Below are 23,894 nucleotides of genomic sequence, written 5' to 3' on the forward strand. Positions count from 1 at the left end.
TTTGTTTCAAAAAAGAAATTTTATTATTTTATGTAACTGAAAATCAAAAATATAAAATATTTTATTTGAAAAAATAAAATTATATTGCAACATTCTAATCTTATTTTTGTCTTACTATTATAAAACAATAATTTAGAAAGATTTTATCTTTTGAAAACAACTACTACTTTGAACGACAAGGATTTGCTGGAACTTTGCCAACTGGGCAAAACCCAAGGCTATTCTCTGTTGTATCAAAAATATTCTAAGTTGGTTTTCAACTCGATTTATCGTATTGTGAATGACAGAGAGGAGGCGGAAGATATTTTGCAGGAGGTTTTTGTAAAGACTTTTTCGGAAATTAAAACACTGAAAAATGCAGAGAGTTTTGGTGGTTGGGTGAAGAGAATTGGAGTCAATCAATCACTGAATGCACTTCGGAAAAACAAAATTTATTTTGCAGAAATTGATGATGATAAAATGCTTGATGAAACTGATGAAGATGAACAGGAAAATTTGGAATTTCAGGTAAAAGAATTGCAGGAGGCGATAGCAGAACTCCCACCACAAAGCAGAACCATTGTCAATCTGTTTTTGTTTGAACAGATGTCGCAGGAGGATATTGCAAAAACGCTGAATATCCCGCACAGCACGGTGAGATGCTATTATCACCGGGCTAAAAAGAAAATTTTTGACAAATTATCTCAAAAGAAAGAAAATGAAAGATTCGCTTAAAAAATATATTGACGAACATCGGGATGAATTTGATTCGATGGAAGTTCCGGAAGGAAGTTTTGATAACATTATGGCAAAACTTAATCCTGAAAAAACCATTGATGAAACAATAAAACCATTATTTCCGGTCAAAAAATGGTTGGCGGCTGCGTCTGTGGTGATTTTGATTTCGGCTGGCATTTTCACTTTTTGGAATCAGAAAACGGAACAAACAATGCTTGTAAAACAATCGAAAACTAAAGAAAATAGTAATTCAGAAAATGTAAATTACAATAATTTAGACATTCCTGAGCCGAGAAAAATTGACTTACAAGAAGTGAAAAATGAAAATCAAAAATTAGCTCAAAACGCTCAGAAACCTGTTGATAAAATCCCGAATAAACCTAATTCCAGGACTAATTCTGATTCAGAAAAACAATCATCAGACAAGGAAAAAGCACTTGAATTGATGAACAATTCTTTTTCTGCCAGCAAACGATTAGAAGGTATCGCATTGATTAAAAATCAAGAGAAATATGATAATGAGATTATTGATTATTTATCAGAAAAAGCTTTGTCAGATGAGAACACCAACGTCCGATTAGCCGCTGTGGAAGCTTTGGAAAAGCACTCAAAAAACTCTAACATTGAAAAGCAAATGCAAAATATTTTCCTGCAACAGGATGACCCGATGGTTCAGAGAGAGCTAATCGCCATTTTAGGACAGAAAAAATCTTCTCAACATAACGCATCTGTTGATGCAAAACTGAAGGAACTGACCACCAATCCAACCACATTAGATTTCGTGAAAGACGAAGCCTATGCGGTATTATTACGATATTAAAAGCTTTTATATATACAACTCAACTTTAAAATTCAACTTTATGAAAAACATATTTTTAATACTCGCAATAGCGATGGTAACATCCATCCACGCACAGGAAACCGATTCTGACAGCACATCAATTTCCCATCATTCGAAAACCTATAAAGTCAAAAAAAACAGTGGTAAACTTCAAATCAATCTCGGAAAAGTAACGGTGGAAGGTTACAAAGGGAACGAGATTATTTTCTCTCTGGAAAATTCTGATGAAGAAGAAGACAAAAGAGCTGAAGGACTACAGGTAGTCAATGCTTTAGGACTGAAAGACAATACAGGATTAGGCATTAACCTTAGCGAAAAAGATGGTGTACTGGAAGTGAACCCTTTGAAGAAAATTTCGCATCCGGAAATCAAAATTATGGTTCCTCAGAATATGATTATTGCTTTCAAACATCAATCGCAATACGGTGGCGACGTGATTTTCAGAAATATCCAAAACGAAATAGAAATTGCAACCACTTACAACAAAATCGAATTGGAAAACATTACCGGTCCGGCAACTGTAAAATCGATCTATGGAAACATAGATGCTATTTTCTCCCAAAATGTGAAAGGTCCGTTATCCATCATTTCAATTTACGGTCACGTAGATGTGACGCTTCCCAAAGCGATTAAAGCGAATCTGAAAGCCACAACTTCTTACGGCGAAATCTATATGTCTCCCGACATAAAAGTGGTTGTAGAGGGCAAAAACGGAGATAATGATTTGGTTGGGAAAATCAATGGTGGTGGTTTGGACACTACAATAAGTTCCGATTATGGTAAAATTTATCTGAGAGCAAAATGAGAACAATTGTAAGCATTGCAGTCGGTTTGGTTTTTTATCTAAGCCCTGCGCAGAGCCAGATTAATAAAAGTTTCCCTGTGAAAGCCAATGAACAAGTAGTGATGAAATTCGATTATCCGGAAACCATTAGAGTAAGCACTTGGGAAGGAAACGAAATTCAGATTACAGGAACGGTGGATATTAATAATAATGAGTCTAATCAATATTTTAATATCAAAGATTCTAAAAGTGCGAACAGTCTTTTAATTGAAGGAAAAATTAAAGATATTGACAAAATCCCTCACAGAATTACGCTGAAAAATGGCAATGGGAAAATTGTTTTGCAATCTAAAGAAGATTTAAAGAAATATGCTAAAGAAAACAATCTGAAAAACTATTCAGTTACCAATGGCGCTGCTATTAACATCACGCTCGACATTAAAATTCCGAAATCGGTGAAAGCAAAAATAGAATCTACTTACGGCGTTGTAGAACTTGTGAATTACAATAGCAATATTGATGTAAACGCAATCTATGGCGGTATTGATGCCAAGATTGCGGAAAAAATTACCGGAAAAATTATGACCGAAACACAATTCGGAAAAGTGTATAGCAATCTGGATGCACCACTCAGCGGAAAAGATTTGGATAATTTTCAAACCTTTTTAACTGCAACTCCGGGAAGCGGACCACAATATAATTTGCAATCTAAATTCGGAAATATTTATCTTCGGAAATAAAAACAATTGGAAAACGAGAAATTAAATAAAAAAATGACGGTCATTAATGGCGGTCATTTTTCTGATTTGGACGGTTTTTATCAGGAAATCAATCGACTTTTTATGTCTGATGAAGATTGGAATGTCGGAACTTTAGATGGTTTTGATGATATTTTGTATAGCTATAAGGGTGAAATCATCTGGAAAGATTCTGAAAAATCGAAAAAGGATTTAGGTTTTGATTTAACTAAGGAATTTTACGACAATAGAATCAGAATTGGAAAACCTTTTAACGTGAAATTAATTCAGCAAAAGCTGGATGATTTGATGGAAGGAAAAGGGCAAACTCTTTTTGAAATTTTAGTTGAAATTATAGAATTTCACCAAAATATTAAGCTGGTTTTGGATTGAATTTTCTATGTGTTTTTGTCAAAGGAAAATGTATTTCCAATAGACCACAAATCCGATAATAACAGAAAGAATTGCCATAAGAACAACAGCTCCCGCAGAAATGTCTTTAATGAAGCCGATTTTTGGATCGAAGTCGGGCTGGATAAAATCGCAAATTTTTTCTATTGCCGTGTTAAAAATTTCAGCAACTAGAACTCCAAAAGAAACCGTTACAATAAGAATAGAATCAATATTAGAAAGTTTCAGATAAAAAATCAGTATCAGATTAACTACAAATGCTAAGCATTCCAGCTTAAAATTTCTTTCTGAAAGCATGAGGAAAATCCCATTGAGAGCGTGAAGAAAACTTTTTTGTAAAGAAGGTTTTCGCATTGATATTTAATTTCAAATTAGGTTTTCGGAAGTAGGAGACCTGTTTTTTTCTTTAGTGTTCAAAGATAAACTTATTTTGATGTTTGTTAATAACTCTCAGAATTAAATTTCTCAGTCTGTTTTGTATTTGTTATATTTGTAAAAACTTATTTTAAATCTATGAAATTTATTGTTTCAAGTGGTGAGCTGCAGAAGGCTTTACAAACTGTAAGTGGTGTAATATCAAGTTCTCAGTCGAGACCGATCTTAGAAAACTATCTTTTTGAGCTGAACGAAAATAATCTTACCATTACTGCATCTGATGGCGAAACAACTTTAATTACTTCTTTGGAAGTGAAATCTGATGATTCTGGTAGATTTGCCGTTCCTGCAAAGATTTTTCAAGATTTTATAAAAACTTATGGTGAGCAGCCTCTTACTTTGGCGGTGAAAGACAATGTGGAAGGAACAGGAAGTCAGCTTGAAATTTTAGATGAAAAAGATAATTTTGCCGTTGCTTTAGACAATGCAGACGATTATCCTGAAATCCCGGAATTTGATGCTTCACAGTCTGTTACAATGCCTGCAGGAGTTCTTTCCGAAGCTTTAACCAATACACTTTTTGCTACCAGTAACGACTCGCTTCGTCCTGTAATGACGGGTGTTTTATTTCAATTTGGAGAAAATGAAACCAATTTTGTTTCTACAGATTCTCATAGATTGGTGGTTTACAAAAGAACCGATTTGATGAATGCCGAACCGATGGAATTCATCATGCCTAAAAAACCACTTAATATTTTCAAAAATATTTTAGCATCATCCAACCAAGATGTAACGATAGATTTTAATGAAAATATGGCTAAATTTACTTTTGGTCAGCACGTTTGGATTTGTAGATTAATAGACGGAAAATACCCGAATTATACAGCGGTAATTCCTAAAGAAAACCCAAATGTTTTAACGATTAACAGAAATCTTTTACTCAGTGCAATTAGAAGAGCTTCTATTATGTCGAATAAATCTACCAATCAGGTAAGATTTAAGCTTTCAGGAAATATTCTTCACCTTCATGCAGAAGATACAGAATATGCAAACAAAGCAGATATGCAGATTCCTTGCGATTACAACGGGGAAGATATTAATATTGGTTTCAGTTCTAAATTTTTAACTGAAATGTTAGGGATTTTGGCAGCCGATGATATTACAATGAAAATGTCTCAGCCAAACAGACCGGGAATTATTGAGCCGCTAGATGGTTTAGAAGAAAACGAAAATATTTTAATGCTTTCTATGCCTGTTATTGGTTTGTAGGATTAAAATACGCATAAAAATAAAAGGATTTCAATATTTGGAATCCTTTTTTATTGTTTTGAATCTATCAAAATCAAATTATCAAAAGAAAAATGGAAATTGAAGTTAAAAAATGAACTAAGATTGGTTTTCTTTTTCCAAATTTTCAATAAGTTTTCCTTTTACTGCGGTAAATGTTAGATCTTTTGCTTCTGCGAATGAAATTTCATATTTTCTTTCAATATTTCTCAAATTCTCAGGAAATTTTTCGAGAAGATTATCGTAATACTGGTTTAAAAAAGTTTGGGATGGTAAAGTGTAGTTTATTTTAAGCTGAAACCTTCTGAGAAGAGCAGTGTCAATAATTTCCGGATGATTTGTCGCACAGATTAGCATCGCGTTTTCAGGATAATAATCTATAAGCTGGAGTAGGGTATTTACGAGCCTCCTCATTTCTCCAACGTCTTTATCATCACTACCTCTTGCTTTGCCTATCTGATCCAGTTCGTCCAGAAAAAGAACCGATTTTTCTCTTGCTGCTTTGTCGAAAATCATTTTAATATTTTGCGATGTTTCCCCAATTCTGGAAGAAACAATGTTGCTGAGATTCAGAATGATAATATTTTTATTCAAAGCATTGGCAATTGCCTTGGCGGTCATTGTTTTTCCGCATCCCGAACTGCCTTGCAATAGTATTTTGTTGTTAACAGGCAAACCAAATTCCTGAAGTTGCTTAATGTATGTATGTTCTTTAATAATCTGTATGATCTCTTTTTTGTTTTCAGGCGAAAGATATATATCATTCAAATTGAGTTCTTCTTTATCCTGAATAATAAGATTGTACAAATTCATTACTTTATGCTTAAAAACTGCACAAAGATACTGAGTTCTGAATTGATTTTAAAGTAAACGGAGAAAATGAAAGAGAAAAAAGGAAGTCTTATGTTTTTAGGCTCTTTTACTCCGGTTGAGTAAAAGAGCAGACAGTTTTAGAGAAAACTGCAAACATAAATAATAATAATTTGTTAAATAAGAAATGTTGTGTAGAGAATGAATTATCCTTCTCTTCTAACTGTTACAAAATATGAAGAAACTAAAACTGCACATGTTGCGATACCTATATAAGCGATCATAATTTTGAATTTTTTAATTATACTGATTTTTATTGATAATTTTGTAATGCAAATGTCGGGCAATCTTTTAGCTCCTCAAATAGTATAATTATGATGTTTATCAGTGTTGTTTGTTGTTTAAATGCTGTTTTTAGTATTTTCTAATTTGTTTTAATGATTGTTTTGTATGGGTTTGTAATGTTTATTTAATTGTGTTTTTGATAAAAAATTATTATATTTTTAATAATTGTATATTTTGTTTTGAATCTTCCATAAATACAAATCCAAAATATTTTCTTTTGAATTGATGATTTATCATCCTATTTTTTTGAACTAGATAATTGTCTTTAATAAAGTTTTTGATCTTTTTTGCAGAAGAAGCTTGTTCTCTTATTTTTGCCGGTTTCTTTTTTGGTAATTGTGCCACCACAAAGAGGGCATTTTTCTCGATGATATACCTGAAAATGTTTTCTGAGCTCATTTTTTATTTTCCATTTTAGAAAATCGAAGCTGTAATCTATTGTCTCTGAAATAATTTGTTGGAGAATTTTTTTTGGTATATTCTGAATTTTGCTTTCAGGATGTACTTTTGCACGGAATAATGCTTCATTTTTTATAATATTTCCGACTCCGGAAAATATTTCTTGATTCATCAATGCATCACAAATCAACATAGTAGGATGAGTGTTCATTTTTTCAATCGCTTTTTCAGTATTCCAGTTTTTGCTCATAACATCGGCTTCCCAATCTATGGTATTTAAGATACTTTCATCCACAATTTTTACAGAACAGGTATAAAAATACACAGTTCCGTTTTGAAATTTTAACCCAAGGCGCAAAGATTTCATTTCTGGTTTTTCTTCTAAGCTGTAAGATCCGAACATCAGCAAATGTATTCTGAAGATACAGTCATCAAAAATCAGGAAAGTTAGTTTTCCGAAAGTCTTAATTTTTTTCAGAACTTTGCCAGCTACGATATGTTCATCCGGAACTGAACTTCCTTCCGCATTAATTACTTTTTTGCCTACAAATTTCAGTAGGTCATCTTTCATCAGTAAAATGGTTGGTCCTTCTGGCATAATATCTATTTTGGATAAAAATTCAAATATTATTCCTCAGAAAATAAAATTTGCTTTAATTTTGAAAAATGATGAATTTGAATCAGATTTTTACCAGTCAGAGAACCGGTAATAATCCCAATACGGTGGCTTCGAGAACAGATTTTCAGAGAGATTTCGATAGAATAATTTTTTCTTCGGCTTTCAGAAGATTACAAAACAAAACACAGGTTTTTCCGCTTCCCGGAAGTGTTTTTGTGCACAATAGGTTAACACATTCTTTAGAAGTTTCTTCTGTGGGGAGAAGTTTGGGAAGTGTGATAGGAGAATATATTGCAGAAAATTTTAAATCTGAACTTAATGAAGAATCCAGAAATTTTTATCAGCATAATTTAGGAAATGTTGTCGCTGCAGCTTGTCTTTGCCATGATGTGGGAAACCCTGCTTTCGGGCATTCGGGTGAAGATGCGATTGCCAGTTATTTTGAAAGAAATGAAAACCAGATAAAACATCAGTTTTCCGAAAAAGAATGGGCAGATCTTGTTAATTTCGAAGGAAATGCAAATGCGATAAGAGTTTTAACGCATCAGCAACAGGGAAAAGATTTTGGAGGAACTCAACTTACCTTAACCACTTTGGCCAGCATTGCAAAATACCCTTGTGAAGCAGTGGCGAAGAAAAAAGGATATGTGCACAGAAAGAAATTTGGTTTTTTCCAGAATGAAAAAGAAACTTTCCTGGAAATAGCAAAAGGCGTAAAACTTATTTGTGAAAATAACCAACCCTATATTTTCAAAAGGCATCCATTCGTTTGGCTGGTAGAAGCGGCAGATGATATTTGTTATAACATTATAGATATGGAAGATGCTCACAGATTAGGAATTGTATCTACAGCAGATTGCAAAAATCTTTTTTTTGAGCTGGTGAAATCTGAAACAGACGATATAAAAAGAGTAGAAAATAAACTTAATTCTATCGGAAACGAAAACGAACAGATTTCTTACCTCAGAGCGAAAGTAATTAATGCATTAATTAATAAATCTGTTGAATTATTTAAGCTGAATTTTAATAAAATATTAGATGGAACCTTAGATAAAGCTTTGTTGGATATTTATAAATATGAAAACACAACTTTACAGGATATTGAAACTTTTTCAATTGAAAAAATTTACAATCACCGAGCAGTTGTAGAAATAGAAAACGCAGGATATAATGTGATGTATGAATTGCTGGATCATTTTATTCCATCAATTCTGAAAAAAGATGATGAGAGGAAATCTTATGACAAAAAAGCACTGAAATTACTGCCAAAACAGTTTGTGTATGAAAAAGGCAGCGACTATCAGAAAACCTTGGGAATTATAGATTTCGTGTCGGGAATGACGGATAATTACGCGACAGATTTATACAGAAAAATTAAAGGGATAGATATTGGGATGACTATGTAGACAAATGTTGGTTTTATTTCAGAAAATTTTTGTATCTTATCAACAAATCAAATATTAAAAAACTACTATGATCTATTTAGGTATTTTGGTCTTTTTCGGACTGATAACATTATTTGCTTCTTTTTTTACGGTGAAGCAGGAAACAGCGGCTATCGTTGAGCGTTTAGGTAAGCTTCATTCTGTTCGTCACGCAGGTTTACAGCTTAAAATTCCTTTTGTTGATCAGATTTCTAAAAGAATGAATTTAAGAATTCAGCAACTGGATGTAATTATCGATACCAAAACATTGGATAACGTTTTTATCAGAATGAAAGTTTCAGTTCAGTTTCAGGTAATCAGACAACAGGTTGCAGATGCATATTATCGTTTGGAAAATCCTGAATCTCAAATTACTTCATTCGTTTTTGATGTAGTGAGAGCAGAGGTTCCGAAGCTAAAACTGGATGATGTTTTTGTAAGAAAAGATGATATTGCAATTGCTGTAAAAGGTGAGTTGCAAGAGGCTATGAACAGTTATGGTTACGATATCATTAAAGCATTGGTTACGGATATCGATCCGGATGAGCAGGTAAAACACGCCATGAACAGAATTAATGCCGCTGAAAGAGAAAAAACTGCTGCAGAATACGAATCTGAAGCTCAGAGAATCAGAATTGTGGCAGTTGCAAAAGCAGAAGCAGAATCTAAAAAATTACAGGGACAGGGTATTGCAGATCAAAGAAGAGAGATTGCAAAAGGTTTGCAGGAGTCTGTACACATGCTTAATTCTGTAAATATTAAGCCTCAGGAAGCTTCAGCTTTAATCGTTGTTACACAGCATTACGATACTCTTCAGTCTATTGGTGCCAACAATAGAAGTAATCTTGTACTTCTTCCAAATTCGCCAACTGCAGCAAGTTCTATGCTTAATGATTTGGTGGTTTCCATGGCTGCAACGCAAAAAATGGATGATTTAGGAATTACCGGTAATAAATAATCATTAATATCATAAAAAAACAGCACTCAAATTCTTAGAAATTGAGTGCTGTTTTATTTTCAGTTGTCAAAACCGATGATTTTAGATATTATTCATAGGGTTTATATGATTATTGAATTTTTCTTTACCAATAAGAAGTTCAAAAAACAGTTTGAAATCTGATAGTAATGACCATAGCGGATATTTAAATGTAGCAGGCGTGTTTTTTTCTATAACTGCATGGCTGAACCATGCGAAACCGTATCCAAAAATCGGAACGTACCATAAAAATCTTTCTTTACCCGAATAAATTACATATCCTACAACAAACAAAACCAAAAGAGTACCTGTAAAATGGAAGATTCTTGTTCCGGTTTTACTGTGCTCTGTAAGATAAAACTTATAGAATTCTGAAAATGTTTTTATTCTGTCGGGCATGGCTTCAATTTTTTAATTATAATGAAAGCTATGCAATAAATCCGCCAAATTTTACAAAAATTTACAATGAGAAATGGTTATTTTTAAACAAAATATTCTCTATGTTATTTTTGAAAATTAATGAAGCACAAAAATATTTCTTATCTGTTTTTAAGTTTACTGTTTCGATAGCCATAACAAAAGTAAATAACCAAACCAACGGCAAACCAAATCCCGAAATAAAACCAGTTGTCGTGGCTCATTCCGGTTAATAAATACAAACAAGAACTTAAACCTATTAAAGGAATTAATGATAGGTTCTTAAGAAATGCAATAATACAAAGTCCCAAATTAATGAGAATAAAAAAGAAAATAGACGCTCGGAATTCGCCTTCTTTGGAATCTCCCCAATTCATCAGATTTTCAAAAAATTCTGGTTGAAAAATATAAAATCCAATTAATCCACCAATAAAAATTATTGGGAAAAGAATTTTTCCGTTGATGTAAGGAAGGTGAAATCTACCTTTAATTTTCTCTTTCGGAGGAAGGAGCAGTACACCTGCGCAAACCAATACAAAAGCGAAAATAGTCCCGATGCTGGTAAAATCCAGAATAAAACTTTTATCTGTAAAAATAATGGGAATTCCAACCACAATTCCTGTTACAACAGTTGCAAAAGCCGGGGTTTTGTATTTTGGGTGTACATTTTGAAATTTTTCAGGCATCAGTCCGTCACGGCTCATGGCGTACCATATTCTTGGCTGTCCCATTTGGAAAACCAATAATACTGTAGTAATGGCAACAATAGCAACAAATGAAACCGTAAGTTCCATCCATGCAACATTGGCGTTAGATTTTTCAAAAATGAAAGAAAGAGGATCTCCAACTCCGTCGAATTTTCTGTAATCTACCATTCCCGTAAGAACCAAAGTAAGACAGATATATATTACAGTACACAACACTAAAGAAATAATCATTCCCTTTGGCAATGTTTTCTGCGGATTTTTTGTTTCTTCCGAAAGTACACTCAATGCATCAAAACCTATATATGCAAAGAAAACTCCCGAGACAGCACTCATAACGCCGGCAAAACCATTTGGCATAAACGACGGCTTTCCTGTTTCTATACTTATGGGAGTCCAGTTGTCGGTATTCAGATAAGCAGCGCCTACTAATACAACAAGAACAATTACGGCAAGCTTCAGAATTACCAAAGAATTATTGAAGTTTTTACTTTCTTTTACTCCGCGGTAGCAGAGCCATGTTATGAGACCATTAATAACCAATGCGGGAATATCTACAATAAATTTAAGGCTTCCCAATAAAGGTGCAGTTTTCCATGCGTTGATAAGTTCTTTATTTTCGGAACCGTTCAAGAAAGCTTTTTTAGCTTCCGAATAGCTGCACGTTAAATAGTCTGGAATATGCATTCCCAAACGTTCTAGAAAACTTGTAAAATAATCTGACCAGGAAAAAGCGACATAAATATTTCCAAAAGAATATTCCATAATAAGTGCCCATCCGATTACCCATGCCATAAGTTCGCCAAAACTTGCATAAGCATAAGTGTATGCAGAACCTGCTTTGGGAATTCTGCTTGCAAATTCTGCATAACATAATGCCGTGAAACCGCAGGCAAAACCACAAATTAAATATAAAAGAATAACACCGGGACCGCCTCGGAAAACGGCTTCTCCCAAACTGCTGAAACTTCCTGCTCCAATTATAGCTGCAATACCAAAAAAGACGATATCCCAAACGCCCAAAACTCTTGCTAAACTGGTCGAAGTATCTGTTTCTGAGTAGTGTTTTCTTCTAAAAAGTTGATTCATTCAATAATTAATTTGAAATTGAAAAAAACAAATGTAATTATTTCTCTTAAATAATTATTGTTTTCTTAATATTTCTTTCAAGTTTGTTAAGAAGTATTAAATTTTTATTCACATATTAACATTATCATAAAACGCTTGTTTACATAATATATTTTGTATATTTTCGTTGGTAATTTGTGGATAAAATCTCATCAGAAATTTAATACAATCGGTCTCAAATTTGATTCTGATTTCCATTTAAAATTTGATATTAATGAAATCAAAAAAAATACTTTTAGCCGTTGCTGTTTTCTATTTCGGAATGTCTGAAGCGCAACAGTCTCAATACTTCACCCAAAAAGAAAACTATAGATTTAATCTTGCCGAAAACCTCTATCAGACAAAGGTTTATAATGCTTCTCAGTTCGAATACGCAAGACAGTATTTTTACAATCAGAATCTTGAGCAGTCTAAAAAAGAAGCAGCACAGTTTTTCGATAATGTAATAGGCGTTATTCTTCAAAAAAATCATGCAGAGGAGGGTTTAACTGCATTTATGAAAGAATATCCGAAATCTGCTTATTTTGCTCAGGCAAATTTACCTTTGGCAGATTATTATCTGGCTAAAAAGGATTTTAAAAAAGCTTTAGAAACCCTTAAAAAAGTAAATCAGTACCAACTTACCAAAGAAGAAAATACACAATATGTACTGAAACTTGGGTATGCAAAATTCATGACTGGAAATTCTAAAGGTGCTATTGATGCTCTTGAAGAAGCATATAAAACTGCAGACCAGTCTCAGAAAGGAGATATTGCCTATATGCTCGGTCATCTTCATTATTCTAAAAGAGAAAATAATGAAGCTTTCCAGTATTTTGATTCTATAAAAGACCAGCCGGAATTTTCTAAGTTAGTGCGTCCGTATTATGTACAGATGTATTATAACGATAAAGATTATGATAAGGCGATTGCGGAAGGAACCGCTTTACTGAATGAAAATCTATCAGATTCTTACAAGGCAGAAGTTCATAAGATTATTGGCGAAAGCTACTTTATGAAGAAAGATTATGATTCTGCTTATCCTCATCTTAAAGATTACCTTAGTGTACAGCAAAATCCTTCTGAGAACGATTTGTATGAAATGGGATTTGTGGCTGCACAGCTGAAAAAATATGATGAAGCTGTTTCTTACTACAATCAGCTTATCAATAGCAATTCTGCATTGGCTCAGAACGCTTATTATCAGTTAGGAAATGCCTATTTGGCGGTTGATAAAAAACAGGAAGCTCTTTCTGCATTCCGTTCTTCGTATCAGATGGATTATGATGCGACTGTAAAGCAACTGGCACACGAACAGTATGCTAAGTTAGGATATGATATCGGAAATCCATTTGAAAGTCCTACAACGGTAATTCAGAATTATATTGCAGCCAATCCGAGTGGTGCTAAAAATGCTGAAATGCGGTCTCTTTTGGTGAAATCTTATCTTTATTCTGGGAATTTTAAAGAAACGCTGAATGCGATTGATAAATTGCCCAATTCAACTCCGGAAACAGACAAAGTAGATCAGGAAGTTTCTTATTTATTAGGAACTGAAGAATTCAACAAAGGAAATTTTGATGAAGCTGAAAAATATTTCTTAAGAAGTCTGGAATTCGACATCAATAAAGAATTCAATTGCCGTGCTTTATATTGGCTGGGGCAGGTATATTACCAAAAAGGAAACTATCCATCGGCAATTGTACGATACGAAAAACTTCTTGATAAAACTTTTCCTGAAAAGCAACAACTTTATTATGACTTGGGATATGCTTATTTTAAGTCTAAAAAATTCGATCAGGCAGAGAAATATTTTACAGAATATTTGAAAAACCCAAAATCTGAATTTAAAAATGACGCCGAACTTCGTTTGGCAGATATTAATTATGCAAATAATGATTTGGATAATGCCATTGCAATTTATGATAAAAACAATGAAGATGCCACAGATTATACTTTGTATCAGAAAGCTCTTGCATTAGGTTTTAAAGGAGATCAGGCATCAAAAATCAATAATTTAAAAGTACTTATTTCCAAATATCCCAATTCGGAATATGTAGACGATGCACAATACGAAATTGGTGTAGCTTATGCATCGCAGGATGATTTTAATAATTCTAATGATTTCTTCGGAAAAGTGATAAAGTCTTCTTCGGATAAAGATTTGGTTGCTAATGCATCTATTTACAGAGCTCAGAATTATATCGATCAGAATCAAAATGATAAAGCATTATCAGAATTGAAATCTTTGGGCGAACAGTATAAGAATACGGCGTATGCACAGAAAATAGTTCAGGCTGCAAAACCAGTTTTTACGAAAAACGGAGATGTTTCCGGATACCAAAGCTTTGCAAGGAATATCGGAGTTAATGTAGATGCATCAGAGATTGATGAAATTAATTTATCTACCGGAAAACAATATTTTTCTAAAAAAGATTATAAAAATGCCATTTCGTATTATGAAAAGTATTTAACCCAAAATCCTACTGGTGACGGTCTTTATCAGGCTAAATATGAGTTGGGTGAAAGTTATTACCAAACCAATAACCCAACAAAGGCACTTTTGGTTCTTCAGGAAATTGCAAATATTCAAAATGATTATCAGGATGATGCTGCAACAAGAGTTGCACAGATTTATATTTCTCAGGGAAATTCTGCCGAAGCCAAAAAATATTTAGAAAATATTAAAAATTCATCCAATATTAATGTTAAAAACTACGCTAATATCGAATTGATGAAGATGTATGCAGAAGAAAAGAATTTTTCTGAAGCGGAAAAATTAGCCAACGCTGTTATTTCCAATAATAAAAACTCTGCGGCAGTTATAGAAACAGCAAAAGTTATTAAGGCGAGAAGCCTCATGAACTCGGGAAAAGACAAAGAAGCACAGTCTGCCTATACATCGTTGGAGAAATCTTCTAACACAGAAGTGGCTGCAGAAGCACTTTATGCAAAAGCATTCTACCAAAATAAAGGAAAAGCTTATAAATCTTCCAATGAAACAATTTTCAGATTGGCAAACAATTATGCATCAGAAGATTATTGGGGAGCAAAAGCATTGGTGCTGATGGCGAAAAATTATATTGGTTTGAAAGACAATTACCAGGCGAGTTACACTTGCGATCAAATCATCGCTAATTATACAGATTTCCCGGAAATTGTAGCAGAAGCAAAAGAAGTTAAAAAGACGATTAAAAAGTAAAAGTGTACTGTCGTATTTATGTAAGATGTATTTATGTTATTTAATCATTAATACTTTTTACTTTATACATTAATACAAGATATATGAACAAGAAAATTCAAATATTATCGATATTATTTCTGGGAATTTCATCAGTAGCGTTTTCTCAGATCAAAGAAGAAAGACTGATTCTTAATAAAAAAAGAGAACCGGAAGTAAAAAAGATTGAAAAGAAGAAAACCTCTGTGGAAACAGTAAAAAATTATCCACCGGAAGAGAAATCTGCAAATCCTGTGAAATATAATATTACAGATGTTCCGGCAGTTTCAGATTTCAAAACTTCAACCATTCAGGGGGAAGATGTTGCTCCTAAATTTGAAGGAACAGCTCAAAATAACTATTTCCAGATCGGAATGGGTAATTACGGGAAAATTTTAGCCGATGGTAATATCTCTAAAACCCTTGAAAATAAGCTAGAAGTAGGAGCAGATGTACATGTGCTTTCTACCAACGGGCTCAAAAAAGAGTATGCATGGGATTCTAAACAGAGTTCGGCAACTTTGGGTGCTTTTCTGAATTCTTATGGAGAAAAAGGCAAAATAAATGTGAACGCCGAATATGGTTTGGAAAACTATAATTATTACGGAATCTATGCTTTGGAACCATCTTCTGATGTTGATCTGAAGCAAAAGGTGAATCAGTTTAAAGTAAATGGTTATTATGATTTTTATTCGAATGAAATACTGAACGATGTAAGAGTAAAATCTTCATTTTTAACCGATCACTTTAATGCAAAAGAAAATCAGGCTTCGATATTGGCAAATTTTTCGAAACATGCTGTAAAACTTTCCGATAACGGAATTGTAATGAACGCAGATTTAGGCTTGGGATTAGAAACCGTAAAAACAGATTTTGCTTTGTTGAGTAAAAATTCTGCTACATTCTTTAATGCAGATATTGCTCCGAAATTAACTTTTGCGAAAGGGGAGTCTTATCTAACTCTTGGTTCAGTTTTTAATTTTCTGAATGCAAGGAATTCAAACATAATGTTTCCAGACGAAATTAAAAACAATAAAACGTATTGGTTTCCAAAAGCTGAATTTCAGGTTGCTGCATCTAATGAATTTAAATTTTATGGAGGAATTGATGGAGGTTTGAAAATCAATACTTACGGTGAATTATTACAGGTAAATCCGTTTTTGGTATCAGATCAGATGTTGAAGCCTACAGAAACTACTTATCACTTTTATGCAGGTTTACGAGGCGATATTGATGAAACTTTTAAATATGATGTTTCTGCAGGATTCGGAAAAATGAAAAATATTATGTTTTTCTCTGCCAATAACCTGTTTTCTAATCAGTTCACTTTAGACAGACCGGGGTACGATTTTGCGAATACTTTTTCTGCTGTGTATGATGACGGAAACGTAAGTGATATTAAAGGAAGTTTACAATACTTTCCATTAGAAAATCTTGTAGTAGATGCAGGTGTGAGATTTTTAAAATATGATTTGAAAAATTTTGAAAATATTTATAATGTACCTTTATTAACGGGAAGCGTTGGTGCAAAATATACAATGCTGGAGAAAAAACTCTCATTAGGTTTTAAGGGGATATTTGCAAGTGACAGAACCACAAACTCTTATATGCTTGAGGGAGTAGGGAATCCTGCATTGATGTTTCAGTCTACAGAAAACAGAAATGATAAAGTTGGAGGATATGCAGATTTAAACTTATCCGCAGAGTATAAAATTCATAAAAATTTCAGTATTTTCGCACTCGGAAATAATCTTCTAAGCAAAAAATACCAAACCTATAACGGTTACAAAGTTTTGGGTGCACAGGTTTTAGGAGGAGTGAAGATTACATTCTAAAAATTATTGATAAATGATAATATATGAACAACAATGATTTATCGCTTATATTATCATTTATCAATTGTAAAATAGGCTGCATAGTTTAATGGATAGAACTTCGGATTTCGGCTCCGACAGTGAGGGTTCGAATCCTTCTGCGGTCACAAAACGCCCTATTTTAGGGCGTTTTTCGTTTGTGCTTCAAAAATTTATCCTCTGACCAATAGAAAATATCATCACTTTTTTATTTCCGTTGCTTTTTTGCTATTCAAAATGAAACACACTAACTGATATTTTTTATTTATTTTCTCTCTTTATAATTTAATTAAAAAGTTCTGAATATCAACAAAGTATTATTCTGAGTTTTATTAAGCGCAAATAACTATATGCAAAAACAGAATTTCGGAGTTTTGGAATCGGGACAAAGGTATTTTGAAAATGACAGTATAGAAAATTTGGTAATTACCGTAGTTCTATGTTAAATTCTGCTATTTTTTAGGAATGTACCATTCATATCTTGGATTATTTTCAAAAGAAATTATCCTTAGAATTCCTTTGCGCATAGATAAGTAAATATCATTTCCGTCAATTAAAGCATTTGAAGGATACAACATTCCCCAATAAAAATGACTTGTTAAGATAGTAGTAATTTCATTTTTGCTGTCCAATTTTAATATATGCTTGTCAGTAATAATTAATTTGTTTCTATTATGTTCAACGGTGAAAATTGGAATTCCCTCGATTTTAGAAATTTCCTTGTAAATCCAATCTTTTTCCTTTTTGATTTCAAATATAGCTCCTCGTGATGAACCAAAATTATAAGACATTTCTGTGACAAATATTTTGTTGTTGAATTGAAAAATTTCCTGGACTCTCATACAACAATTTAATTCAGTAATTTCTTCGCCATTTTTTGAAATAACAAATAAGCTGCCTCCGAATTCTCCATTATTTACTCCTACTATATATTCATTACCAATTTTTTTTACTTTTCTATTATAAGAATTTATTGCAATATTTTTCTTGTAAATTTTCTCCCAAGGTAATTCTAATTTGTTTTCAGAATTTTTATTGAATTTCATTTGAATGATATTCCACTCAGTTCCTATTTTCTCAAATGTCCAATGTTCTTTCGAATCACCAGCATCAAAGATATTATTATCTAAAGGGAGGTCAGTTTTTTTCCAATCATTTAGATTGGGTTTTTGAGAAAATGAACTTATTGAAAAAAATAGAAAAAATAATCTGAATGTTTTATGCATAATTTTTTTTCAATAGAACTAAATTACAAAAAAATGTGGAATTGAAAAGCGGCGGCGGCAAAAAAAGTTTTGGATTTTTAATTCAGGCTTTAAACCCGCATTTTGCCAATACCGTGTTAGCTGACGTTTTTCTTATTTTTGAATTAATACATCAACATTTATAGAAGGTTCTCCAACCGAAAATTTTTTCCAATCTCCAAAATAATTTCTGTAGTATGTATTTTTAGAAAACGCAAAAATATTTCCGCCAAAATATAATCTACCATCTAAATTTTCATCAACTCGAACCAAAACAAAAAAATCTTGATTTGTCCAAATATTTTTGTCCTCCACATTCAATGAAACCTTATTATTCCTAATGTCATCTTCAGTTAGTTCTAACTTTAACGTTTCATTTGCTAAAGATTGAGAATCATCGGGAAATCCATTTTTTGCATTTTGTATGTCAAAAATTAAAACTGCTGGTTTATTGAGTTTGAAATTTACAATATTTACATTAATATTTTTAATTTTTAAATGTCTTTTGTTACTTATTTTTATTGCATATTCATTAAATATTTTATCTTTTTTTTCAGAATCATATCCACAATAATTTGTTTTAGAATTTGAGGTTCCAAAATTTCTTAAAATATACTTTTTAGGATTTATTATTACGGGTTCAATATTTATAAATTTTTCCTTTAATATAATTTGATGTGCTGAGTTTATAAAATCAGAAATCTTAATTTCAAAAGGTTGAAATTCACTAACAACAACTTTAAGATTTTTATTTTTTTCAATGTTTGAAAAATCAATTTGAAAATTTCCATTTTCATCAGAAATATCACCAATTTCTTCACTTTCGATTCCAACTCTTGCATTTTTGATTGGTTCGTTTTCTTTATCTACTATTTTCCCGGAAATTTTTTGAGCTTGACTTTGGAAAAAGAATAAAATAATTACTAAAAATATGTTTTTTTTCATTTCAGGCACAATATTTTGATAAAATGTAAGCTAACGGGAAAAGTATTGCTGAAGTGCGGGAGAAAGAAGAACTTTAGTTCAATTTCGACCAAGCGAAGCAATTGCTTTTTCCGTGAACTAAATTACAAAAAAATGTGAAACGGAAAAGCAAATGGGACAAAAGCTGTAAATAAGTTCAATTTAGCATTCAACCCCGCATTTTAGCAATAGAATGTTAGCTGCAGTTCTTTTATGAAATTATTATTGACACAATTATTGCAATAACTGAAATTACTAAAGCGATTAGACTTAGATTTATTGCTTTTTTATTCAGATTATATGATTGATAACTGTAAAAACTGGATGTCTATAGCGAAGAAGAAGGACATGGAGAGTTTACCAATACCTCAGAGGGCTTTAAAAATCTTGTTGAAGTTTATGGCGCAAGTTCTCATTACGTAATGGAGAGTACTGGCTGTTACCACGTTCTATTGGCGCTTTATCTCAGTAATAAAGAGATTAAAGTAAGTGTAGAAAATCCTTTGAAGATCAAACGTTTTATCCAGATGTGTCTGATACGTGTAAAGACGGATAAGGCTGATGCAAAGATGATCTGCAATTATGGTTTGAGTCATTGTCCGAAACTATGGGTTGCACCAGACGAAGTCCATCAATCCAGTAATAATCTGTTTAGTTTACTGCAGTATTACGAGAAACAGCGTACCTCATTGAAGAATAAGATCCATCGGGAGGAATCCTTAGGAAGTCCAAGTCGTGAGGTAATATCATCCTTAAAAAAGCTATTGAAGACTTATAATAAGGAAATGGATCAATTGGAGTTATCGTTAGAAAAGTTGGTAAGCTCAATTTACAAAGAAGAATTAAAGCTGCTGCGTAGTATTCCTGGAATCGGGGTTAAGACGAGTATTTTATTGGTGTTGATGAGTAATGGTATGCAAAATTTCGAGAGTTCGGGACAGTTGTGCAGCTATGCGGGTTTAACACCTGTAATCCGGGAATCAGGAAAGAGTGTACGTTCCCGTCCAAGAATCAGCAAGATGGGTAATGGGCTTTTGCGACGTCATCTGTTTATGTGTTCGTTCAATGCGGTGAAATACAATGGGAGCTGTAAGGCATTGTATGAGCGTATCAAAGGGAAGGGCAAGAGTGGGAAAGTAGGGATGATAGCGGTATGCAACAAACTTTTGAAACAGAGTTTCGGGGTATTGAAATCTGGGCAACCGTATAGTGAAAATTTTTCGTTAAAAACTGTATAGAAAATTTGGTTGTTACCATAGTTCTATGTTATGTGCAGTGCTATTTGATTCCGTTCAAAATTTTATTTTTCTAAAAATGGATTATTTCACTGCGATTAATACTTGTAATATCCAAGAAAACATCCAACAATTGCGAAAGTATGGTAAGTGCTAAGTTTGCTTTTTTTGTTAGTTATGATTAGCTTATTCTCCCCGAATCTTTCCATCTCTACGATACCAAATTTTCATTGTTTCATATTGTAGAGAAAAAAGATCGTCATTTAAGAATTCGTTATTATAATGGGAAGCGATTTTTTTAATTTTTTCTAAAATAACAACACCATTTTTTCTATTAAAATAATATTTTTTAATCGCATTATCTTTATTGACTTCAACTAATACTAAAGAATTATCAATCCTCTCTCTCTTTTCTGAATAACAGATTTTCTCTATTTTTGTTAAATCTTCTTTCTCCACTTGGTAATTGACTACCGGAAAATCGTTCTCTTTTGGCTTCTTATTTGTAAGAACAATTATTGAAGGTGGAGCATCACGAGAACCTATATAGTATATTGTTATTTCATAAACATTTATGTTTTTATTTTCTTTTTTAGAACAACCTAATAATAAAACTAAAAAAATGAGTAAATGTTTCATATTCTATCTTTTTAACCATCAATATTATTTGTTTTTCTTATCTTATTTTTTTTGATTTTAAGCGGAATTTTTGGAAGCATTGCACATAACGGAAAAAGCATTGGCGAAGTGCGGGAATTCGAAGAACTTTAGTTCAAGAAAGACCAAACTAAGCCGATGCTTTTTCAATGGAACTAAATTACAAAAAAATGTGGAATTGAAAAGCAGTAGCGGCAAAAAGTGATGGATTTTCAATTCAGAGTTTAACCCCGCATTTTGCCAATACCGTGTTAGCTGAAGGAATTTTTAAATATCTCTAATTTCAAGTTTTGCAGATTTCAAAATCATATTAAGTAACTCGTGAAATTTTTCATCTTTTTTCGGAACACCGATATAATAAAAATCCTTTTTGAAATTATCTTTTTGATATTTTATTTTCAATATTGGTGGATCCAACCATAAAGATTTAGAAGAATCCTTTTCAAAAATTTGATTATAAATACTTAAAATTTGTTGGTATTTTTCTTTTGAAATTTTTTTATTGTCAAAATATTCATTTTTTCTAAATATTTTGACAATTACTTTTTTGTTTCTCGGAACTAATGTTATATTAGTTTTATTTTCTCCAATAATTACAGCATTTGAGCTCTCAAACTCTAAAAATTCAGTTTGGTGAGTTTTGCACGAGCTTAAAATACAAATAAAAACAAGAAAAGTCACTAATTTACTCATGTTTATTCTTAAGTGGTTTGATGGTAAGGTGGATTCAAATTGCTAGTGCAACTTTTTATTTTTGTAAAAATATTTAAAATTTGTGATTTCTGAATAAAATATGGATAACTTTTTAGCCTTTTTGGCAAAAAGTTACCCACATTTTATTTTCAGCGACAACAACGGCGTTTTTCAATGTAATTGATTTAGAATAAGATTATTAAATACATCTTTCGGTGTTTGATAGTCTAATACCTTTCTTGGTCTTTCATTAAGCTGGTTTTGAACCTCTTTAATTCGTTTTTTAGAGATTTCGTTGAAGTCAGTTCCTTTAGGGAAATAGTCTCTTACAATCCCGTTCGAGTTCTCATTGGTAGGTCTTTCCCAGGGGGAATAAGGGTGTGTAAAATAGACCTGAACTTTGGTATTCTTAGTGAATAGTTTGTGCTCAGACATCTCAGTTCCATTATCATAAGTGAGAGTTTTCTTCATAGTTTTGGGGAGTTTTAAAAACTCTTTTTCAAAGGCTTTACGCACCGTTTCGGCGTTTTTGTTTTTCAGAGGGACAAGAATAATGGTTCTAGTGGTTCTTTCCACGAGTGTTCCAAGGCAGGATTTGTGTTCTTTACCGATGATTAAGTCACCTTCCCAATGCCCGGGAATCTCTCTTCCCAGGACTTCTTCCGGTCTTTCATCAATAGAAACACGGTCTTTAATTTTTGGTTCTAATACAGCTTTTGTTTTAAAGTTTCCTCTTCGTTTACGTTCTTGTCTGAGCTGTGATATGAGTTCTGCTTTTAGTTCTTTTTTCGAGTGAAGATAGATGTACATGTAGATGGTTTCGTGAGATACATTCATGGTTTTATCATTTGGATAAAGTCTTTTCAAAGTAACGGCAATTTGATCAGGTGACCAACGCAGGGCTAGTTTTTCGTGAACGAATAGTTGAAGTTTTGGATTGGTATTAATCTTATCTTTCCACCATTTTCTGTCTGAAGATCTCAGGAATGCCTTTCTATGGGCATTATCAGCGTAATAAGATTTGTGCGCATATCTATTTCTTTTGAGTTCTCGAGTAATGGTTGATTTACTTCGTCCAAGTTTTTGAGCAATTTTGGATGGTGAATACTGAAGATTTCTAAACTCTTCGATTTTCACTCTTTCGTGAAGGGTTAAACGCGTGTATTTTTTCATAGCAACAAATGGATTTTGTAAAGTTAAAATCTTTAACATTTGTTGCACTAGATTCCTGAACCGGCGTCTACCATTGCCGCTAACGGAAAAAGTATTGGCGAAGTGCGGGAATTCGAAGAACTTTAGTTCAAGAATGACCAAACGGAGCCAATGCTTTTTCAATGGAACTAAATTACAAAAAAATGTGGAATTGAAAAGCAGCGGCGGCAAAAGTTGCGGGAATTTTCAATTCAGACTTTAAACCCGCATTTTGCCAATACCGTGTTAGCTGCAGTCTCTTTATTTCCATTTTTTTCGTAACTTATTCCATTCATTCCAAAATGCAGAATAGCCAATTTTATTAAAGTCATTTTCTTCTATGACTTTTGGTTTACTTTTTCTGTAAAAGTCTTCAATTTTATCAGCAAATTCCAAAATAATTTTTTTATAAATTTTAAATTCTAATTCGGCTTCGTTTCCTTTTTCAGTTACGTGTTTTATTTTTTTATTGTCGGTGTGAGTTATTATCAATTCCACTTGGACAACCAACTATATTTACAAAATCATCGTTTTCATTTTCCGCAAAAAAATTAAATCCACAACAAGGAAGTAATTGACTTGCGTAATCATCTTTTTTATAATTTTCTTCTAATGTTCGCATTAAATATAATGCAGTTGAACTTACAGTTATTTCAGAAGTGTTTTCATCACAAATTATTTCATCACCGATTTTTACAAATAATTTTCCGTGTGCACATAAATCAAGTTCTTCATTCATATTTCCAAGCCAATATAAACTTAAAAGTTTAAATTCAAAATTTTCGGAATTCATTTGTTGACGGAGTTTTGGTGAGATTGCAGCTAACGGAAAAAGTATTGCTGAAGTGCGGGAGAAAGAAGAACTGAAAGTTAAATTTCGACCAA

22 protein-coding genes and 1 tRNA gene are annotated in these 23,894 nt (G+C 32.5%); 12 read left to right on the forward strand and 11 right to left on the reverse strand.

Annotated elements, in window-relative coordinates; all coding sequences use genetic code 11:
* Positions 1 to 150: 150 nt before the first annotated feature.
* The 5 genes from MTP08_RS04990 to MTP08_RS05010 are packed head-to-tail and all read left to right on the forward strand — an operon-like array spanning position 151 to position 3,472.
* Positions 151 to 714 (forward strand): RNA polymerase sigma factor, encoded by a 564-nt coding sequence (locus MTP08_RS04990; protein ID WP_243577299.1) that lies wholly within the window; start codon positions 151 to 153, stop codon positions 712 to 714.
* Entirely contained in the window at positions 698 to 1,537 is an 840-nt protein-coding gene (locus tag MTP08_RS04995; protein ID WP_243577300.1) for a HEAT repeat domain-containing protein, read from the forward strand. Before MTP08_RS04990 ends, MTP08_RS04995 begins: the two co-directional genes overlap by 17 nt.
* A gap of 40 nt (positions 1,538 to 1,577) precedes the next feature.
* Positions 1,578 to 2,363, forward strand: coding sequence for a DUF4097 family beta strand repeat-containing protein (locus MTP08_RS05000; protein WP_243577301.1), 786 nt, complete (start codon positions 1,578 to 1,580; stop codon positions 2,361 to 2,363).
* Positions 2,360 to 3,082, forward strand: a complete 723-nt coding sequence (locus tag MTP08_RS05005) for a DUF4097 family beta strand repeat-containing protein (protein ID WP_243577302.1) — start codon at positions 2,360 to 2,362, stop codon at positions 3,080 to 3,082. The genes MTP08_RS05000 and MTP08_RS05005 overlap by 4 nt, the downstream gene beginning before the upstream one ends.
* 33 nt (positions 3,083 to 3,115) lie before the next feature.
* Positions 3,116 to 3,472 carry a ribonuclease inhibitor gene (locus MTP08_RS05010; RefSeq protein WP_243577303.1) on the forward strand — a complete coding sequence of 119 codons (357 nt, stop codon included), beginning with the start codon at positions 3,116 to 3,118 and terminating at the stop codon, positions 3,470 to 3,472.
* An 18-nt stretch (positions 3,473 to 3,490) separates the two neighbouring features.
* On the opposite strand, the gene MTP08_RS05015 is transcribed toward MTP08_RS05010, so the two are convergent.
* Complete coding sequence (locus tag MTP08_RS05015; RefSeq protein WP_243577304.1) at positions 3,491 to 3,844, reverse strand: diacylglycerol kinase family protein; 354 nt, start codon at positions 3,842 to 3,844, stop codon at positions 3,491 to 3,493.
* 159 nt (positions 3,845 to 4,003) lie between these two features.
* Here MTP08_RS05015 and dnaN point away from each other — a divergent pair, with 159 nt between their 5' ends.
* Entirely contained in the window at positions 4,004 to 5,134 is a 1,131-nt protein-coding gene (dnaN, locus tag MTP08_RS05020; protein WP_243577305.1) for a DNA polymerase III subunit beta, read from the forward strand.
* A gap of 117 nt (positions 5,135 to 5,251) precedes the next feature.
* Here the strand turns inward: dnaN and MTP08_RS05025 are convergent, their stop codons facing one another.
* Together MTP08_RS05025 and MTP08_RS05030 are read right to left on the reverse strand one after the other, a co-directional pair.
* Positions 5,252 to 5,965, reverse strand: coding sequence for an AAA family ATPase (locus tag MTP08_RS05025; protein WP_243577306.1), 714 nt, complete (start codon positions 5,963 to 5,965; stop codon positions 5,252 to 5,254).
* A 607-nt stretch (positions 5,966 to 6,572) separates the two neighbouring features.
* Positions 6,573 to 7,304: a DNA-formamidopyrimidine glycosylase family protein gene (locus MTP08_RS05030; protein ID WP_243577307.1), complete on the reverse strand. Its 732-nt coding sequence runs from the start codon at positions 7,302 to 7,304 to the stop codon at positions 6,573 to 6,575.
* Between the two features lie 71 nt (positions 7,305 to 7,375).
* On the opposite strand from MTP08_RS05030, the gene dgt reads away from it, so the two are divergent.
* Positions 7,376 to 8,731 (forward strand): dGTP triphosphohydrolase, encoded by a 1,356-nt coding sequence (gene dgt / locus MTP08_RS05035; RefSeq protein ID WP_243577728.1) that lies wholly within the window; start codon positions 7,376 to 7,378, stop codon positions 8,729 to 8,731.
* 67 nt (positions 8,732 to 8,798) lie between these two features.
* A complete protein-coding gene (locus MTP08_RS05040) occupies positions 8,799 to 9,707 on the forward strand; it encodes an SPFH domain-containing protein (RefSeq protein WP_209390519.1) in 909 nt (302 codons plus the stop codon).
* 81 nt (positions 9,708 to 9,788) lie between these two features.
* Here the strand turns inward: MTP08_RS05040 and MTP08_RS05045 are convergent, their stop codons facing one another.
* The gene (locus tag MTP08_RS05045) at positions 9,789 to 10,124 is read right to left on the reverse strand and encodes a DUF962 domain-containing protein (protein WP_243577308.1); all 336 of its coding nucleotides are present in this window, start codon (positions 10,122 to 10,124) and stop codon (positions 9,789 to 9,791) included.
* Positions 10,125 to 10,264: 140 nt separating this feature from the next.
* Positions 10,265 to 11,935 (reverse strand): APC family permease, encoded by a 1,671-nt coding sequence (locus tag MTP08_RS05050; RefSeq protein ID WP_209390521.1) that lies wholly within the window; start codon positions 11,933 to 11,935, stop codon positions 10,265 to 10,267.
* A gap of 253 nt (positions 11,936 to 12,188) precedes the next feature.
* Between MTP08_RS05050 and MTP08_RS05055 the strand changes: the two genes are divergently transcribed.
* The 3 genes from MTP08_RS05055 to MTP08_RS05065 all read left to right on the forward strand — a co-directional run bounded on the left by MTP08_RS05055 (position 12,189) and on the right by MTP08_RS05065 (position 17,154).
* Positions 12,189 to 15,155 (forward strand): tetratricopeptide repeat protein, encoded by a 2,967-nt coding sequence (locus tag MTP08_RS05055; protein WP_243577309.1) that lies wholly within the window; start codon positions 12,189 to 12,191, stop codon positions 15,153 to 15,155.
* Positions 15,156 to 15,238: 83 nt separating this feature from the next.
* Positions 15,239 to 17,008, forward strand: coding sequence for a TonB-dependent receptor (locus MTP08_RS05060; RefSeq protein WP_243577310.1), 1,770 nt, complete (start codon positions 15,239 to 15,241; stop codon positions 17,006 to 17,008).
* Positions 17,009 to 17,082: 74 nt separating this feature from the next.
* Positions 17,083 to 17,154, forward strand: a tRNA-Arg gene (locus MTP08_RS05065).
* Between the two features lie 324 nt (positions 17,155 to 17,478).
* Here the strand turns inward: MTP08_RS05065 and MTP08_RS05070 are convergent.
* Positions 17,479 to 18,252, reverse strand: coding sequence for a hypothetical protein (locus MTP08_RS05070; protein WP_243577311.1), 774 nt, complete (start codon positions 18,250 to 18,252; stop codon positions 17,479 to 17,481).
* A gap of 132 nt (positions 18,253 to 18,384) precedes the next feature.
* Complete coding sequence (locus MTP08_RS05075) at positions 18,385 to 19,215, reverse strand: carboxypeptidase-like regulatory domain-containing protein (protein WP_243577312.1); 831 nt, start codon at positions 19,213 to 19,215, stop codon at positions 18,385 to 18,387.
* Positions 19,216 to 19,553: 338 nt separating this feature from the next.
* Between MTP08_RS05075 and MTP08_RS05080 the strand changes: the two genes are divergently transcribed.
* On the forward strand, positions 19,554 to 20,471 hold the full coding sequence (locus tag MTP08_RS05080) for an IS110 family RNA-guided transposase (RefSeq protein ID WP_243577729.1): 918 nt from the start codon (positions 19,554 to 19,556) through the stop codon (positions 20,469 to 20,471).
* Between the two features lie 183 nt (positions 20,472 to 20,654).
* Here MTP08_RS05080 and MTP08_RS05085 read toward each other — a convergent pair whose 3' ends face one another.
* From MTP08_RS05085 to MTP08_RS05100, 4 genes are all read right to left on the reverse strand, one after another.
* Complete coding sequence (locus MTP08_RS05085; protein WP_243577313.1) at positions 20,655 to 21,107, reverse strand: hypothetical protein; 453 nt, start codon at positions 21,105 to 21,107, stop codon at positions 20,655 to 20,657.
* Positions 21,108 to 21,392: 285 nt separating this feature from the next.
* A complete protein-coding gene (locus tag MTP08_RS05090) occupies positions 21,393 to 21,818 on the reverse strand; it encodes a hypothetical protein (RefSeq protein ID WP_243577314.1) in 426 nt (141 codons plus the stop codon).
* Between the two features lie 171 nt (positions 21,819 to 21,989).
* The gene (locus MTP08_RS05095) at positions 21,990 to 22,991 is read right to left on the reverse strand and encodes an IS30 family transposase (RefSeq protein WP_243577315.1); all 1,002 of its coding nucleotides are present in this window, start codon (positions 22,989 to 22,991) and stop codon (positions 21,990 to 21,992) included.
* Positions 22,992 to 23,475: 484 nt separating this feature from the next.
* Positions 23,476 to 23,802: a hypothetical protein gene (locus tag MTP08_RS05100; RefSeq protein WP_243577316.1), complete on the reverse strand. Its 327-nt coding sequence runs from the start codon at positions 23,800 to 23,802 to the stop codon at positions 23,476 to 23,478.
* Positions 23,803 to 23,894 lie beyond the last annotated feature (92 nt).

Source organism: Chryseobacterium oryzae (assembly GCF_022811665.1).
Taxonomy (GTDB): Bacteria; Bacteroidota; Bacteroidia; order Flavobacteriales; family Weeksellaceae; genus Chryseobacterium; species Chryseobacterium oryzae.

Excerpts from the sequence above, each read along its gene's own strand:
- MTP08_RS04995 (WP_243577300.1), top strand. The coding sequence starts at position 698 with ATGAAAGATTCGCTTAAAAAATATATTGACGAACATCGGGATGAATTT.
- MTP08_RS05090 (WP_243577314.1), bottom strand. The coding sequence starts at position 21,818 with ATGAGTAAATTAGTGACTTTTCTTGTTTTTATTTGTATTTTAAGCTCG.
- MTP08_RS05060 (WP_243577310.1), top strand. The coding sequence starts at position 15,239 with ATGAACAAGAAAATTCAAATATTATCGATATTATTTCTGGGAATTTCA.
- MTP08_RS05000 (WP_243577301.1), top strand. The coding sequence starts at position 1,578 with ATGAAAAACATATTTTTAATACTCGCAATAGCGATGGTAACATCCATC.
- MTP08_RS05045 (WP_243577308.1), bottom strand. The coding sequence starts at position 10,124 with ATGCCCGACAGAATAAAAACATTTTCAGAATTCTATAAGTTTTATCTT.
- MTP08_RS05050 (WP_209390521.1), bottom strand. The coding sequence starts at position 11,935 with ATGAATCAACTTTTTAGAAGAAAACACTACTCAGAAACAGATACTTCG.
- MTP08_RS05005 (WP_243577302.1), top strand. The coding sequence starts at position 2,360 with ATGAGAACAATTGTAAGCATTGCAGTCGGTTTGGTTTTTTATCTAAGC.
- MTP08_RS05100 (WP_243577316.1), bottom strand. The coding sequence starts at position 23,802 with ATGAATTCCGAAAATTTTGAATTTAAACTTTTAAGTTTATATTGGCTT.
- dnaN (WP_243577305.1), top strand. The coding sequence starts at position 4,004 with ATGAAATTTATTGTTTCAAGTGGTGAGCTGCAGAAGGCTTTACAAACT.
- MTP08_RS05025 (WP_243577306.1), bottom strand. The coding sequence starts at position 5,965 with ATGAATTTGTACAATCTTATTATTCAGGATAAAGAAGAACTCAATTTG.
- MTP08_RS05055 (WP_243577309.1), top strand. The coding sequence starts at position 12,189 with ATGAAATCAAAAAAAATACTTTTAGCCGTTGCTGTTTTCTATTTCGGA.
- MTP08_RS05030 (WP_243577307.1), bottom strand. The coding sequence starts at position 7,304 with ATGCCAGAAGGACCAACCATTTTACTGATGAAAGATGACCTACTGAAA.
- MTP08_RS05015 (WP_243577304.1), bottom strand. The coding sequence starts at position 3,844 with ATGCGAAAACCTTCTTTACAAAAAAGTTTTCTTCACGCTCTCAATGGG.
- MTP08_RS05040 (WP_209390519.1), top strand. The coding sequence starts at position 8,799 with ATGATCTATTTAGGTATTTTGGTCTTTTTCGGACTGATAACATTATTT.
- MTP08_RS05095 (WP_243577315.1), bottom strand. The coding sequence starts at position 22,991 with ATGAAAAAATACACGCGTTTAACCCTTCACGAAAGAGTGAAAATCGAA.
- MTP08_RS05075 (WP_243577312.1), bottom strand. The coding sequence starts at position 19,215 with ATGAAAAAAAACATATTTTTAGTAATTATTTTATTCTTTTTCCAAAGT.
- MTP08_RS05010 (WP_243577303.1), top strand. The coding sequence starts at position 3,116 with ATGACGGTCATTAATGGCGGTCATTTTTCTGATTTGGACGGTTTTTAT.
- MTP08_RS05070 (WP_243577311.1), bottom strand. The coding sequence starts at position 18,252 with ATGCATAAAACATTCAGATTATTTTTTCTATTTTTTTCAATAAGTTCA.
- dgt (WP_243577728.1), top strand. The coding sequence starts at position 7,376 with ATGAATTTGAATCAGATTTTTACCAGTCAGAGAACCGGTAATAATCCC.
- MTP08_RS05085 (WP_243577313.1), bottom strand. The coding sequence starts at position 21,107 with ATGAAACATTTACTCATTTTTTTAGTTTTATTATTAGGTTGTTCTAAA.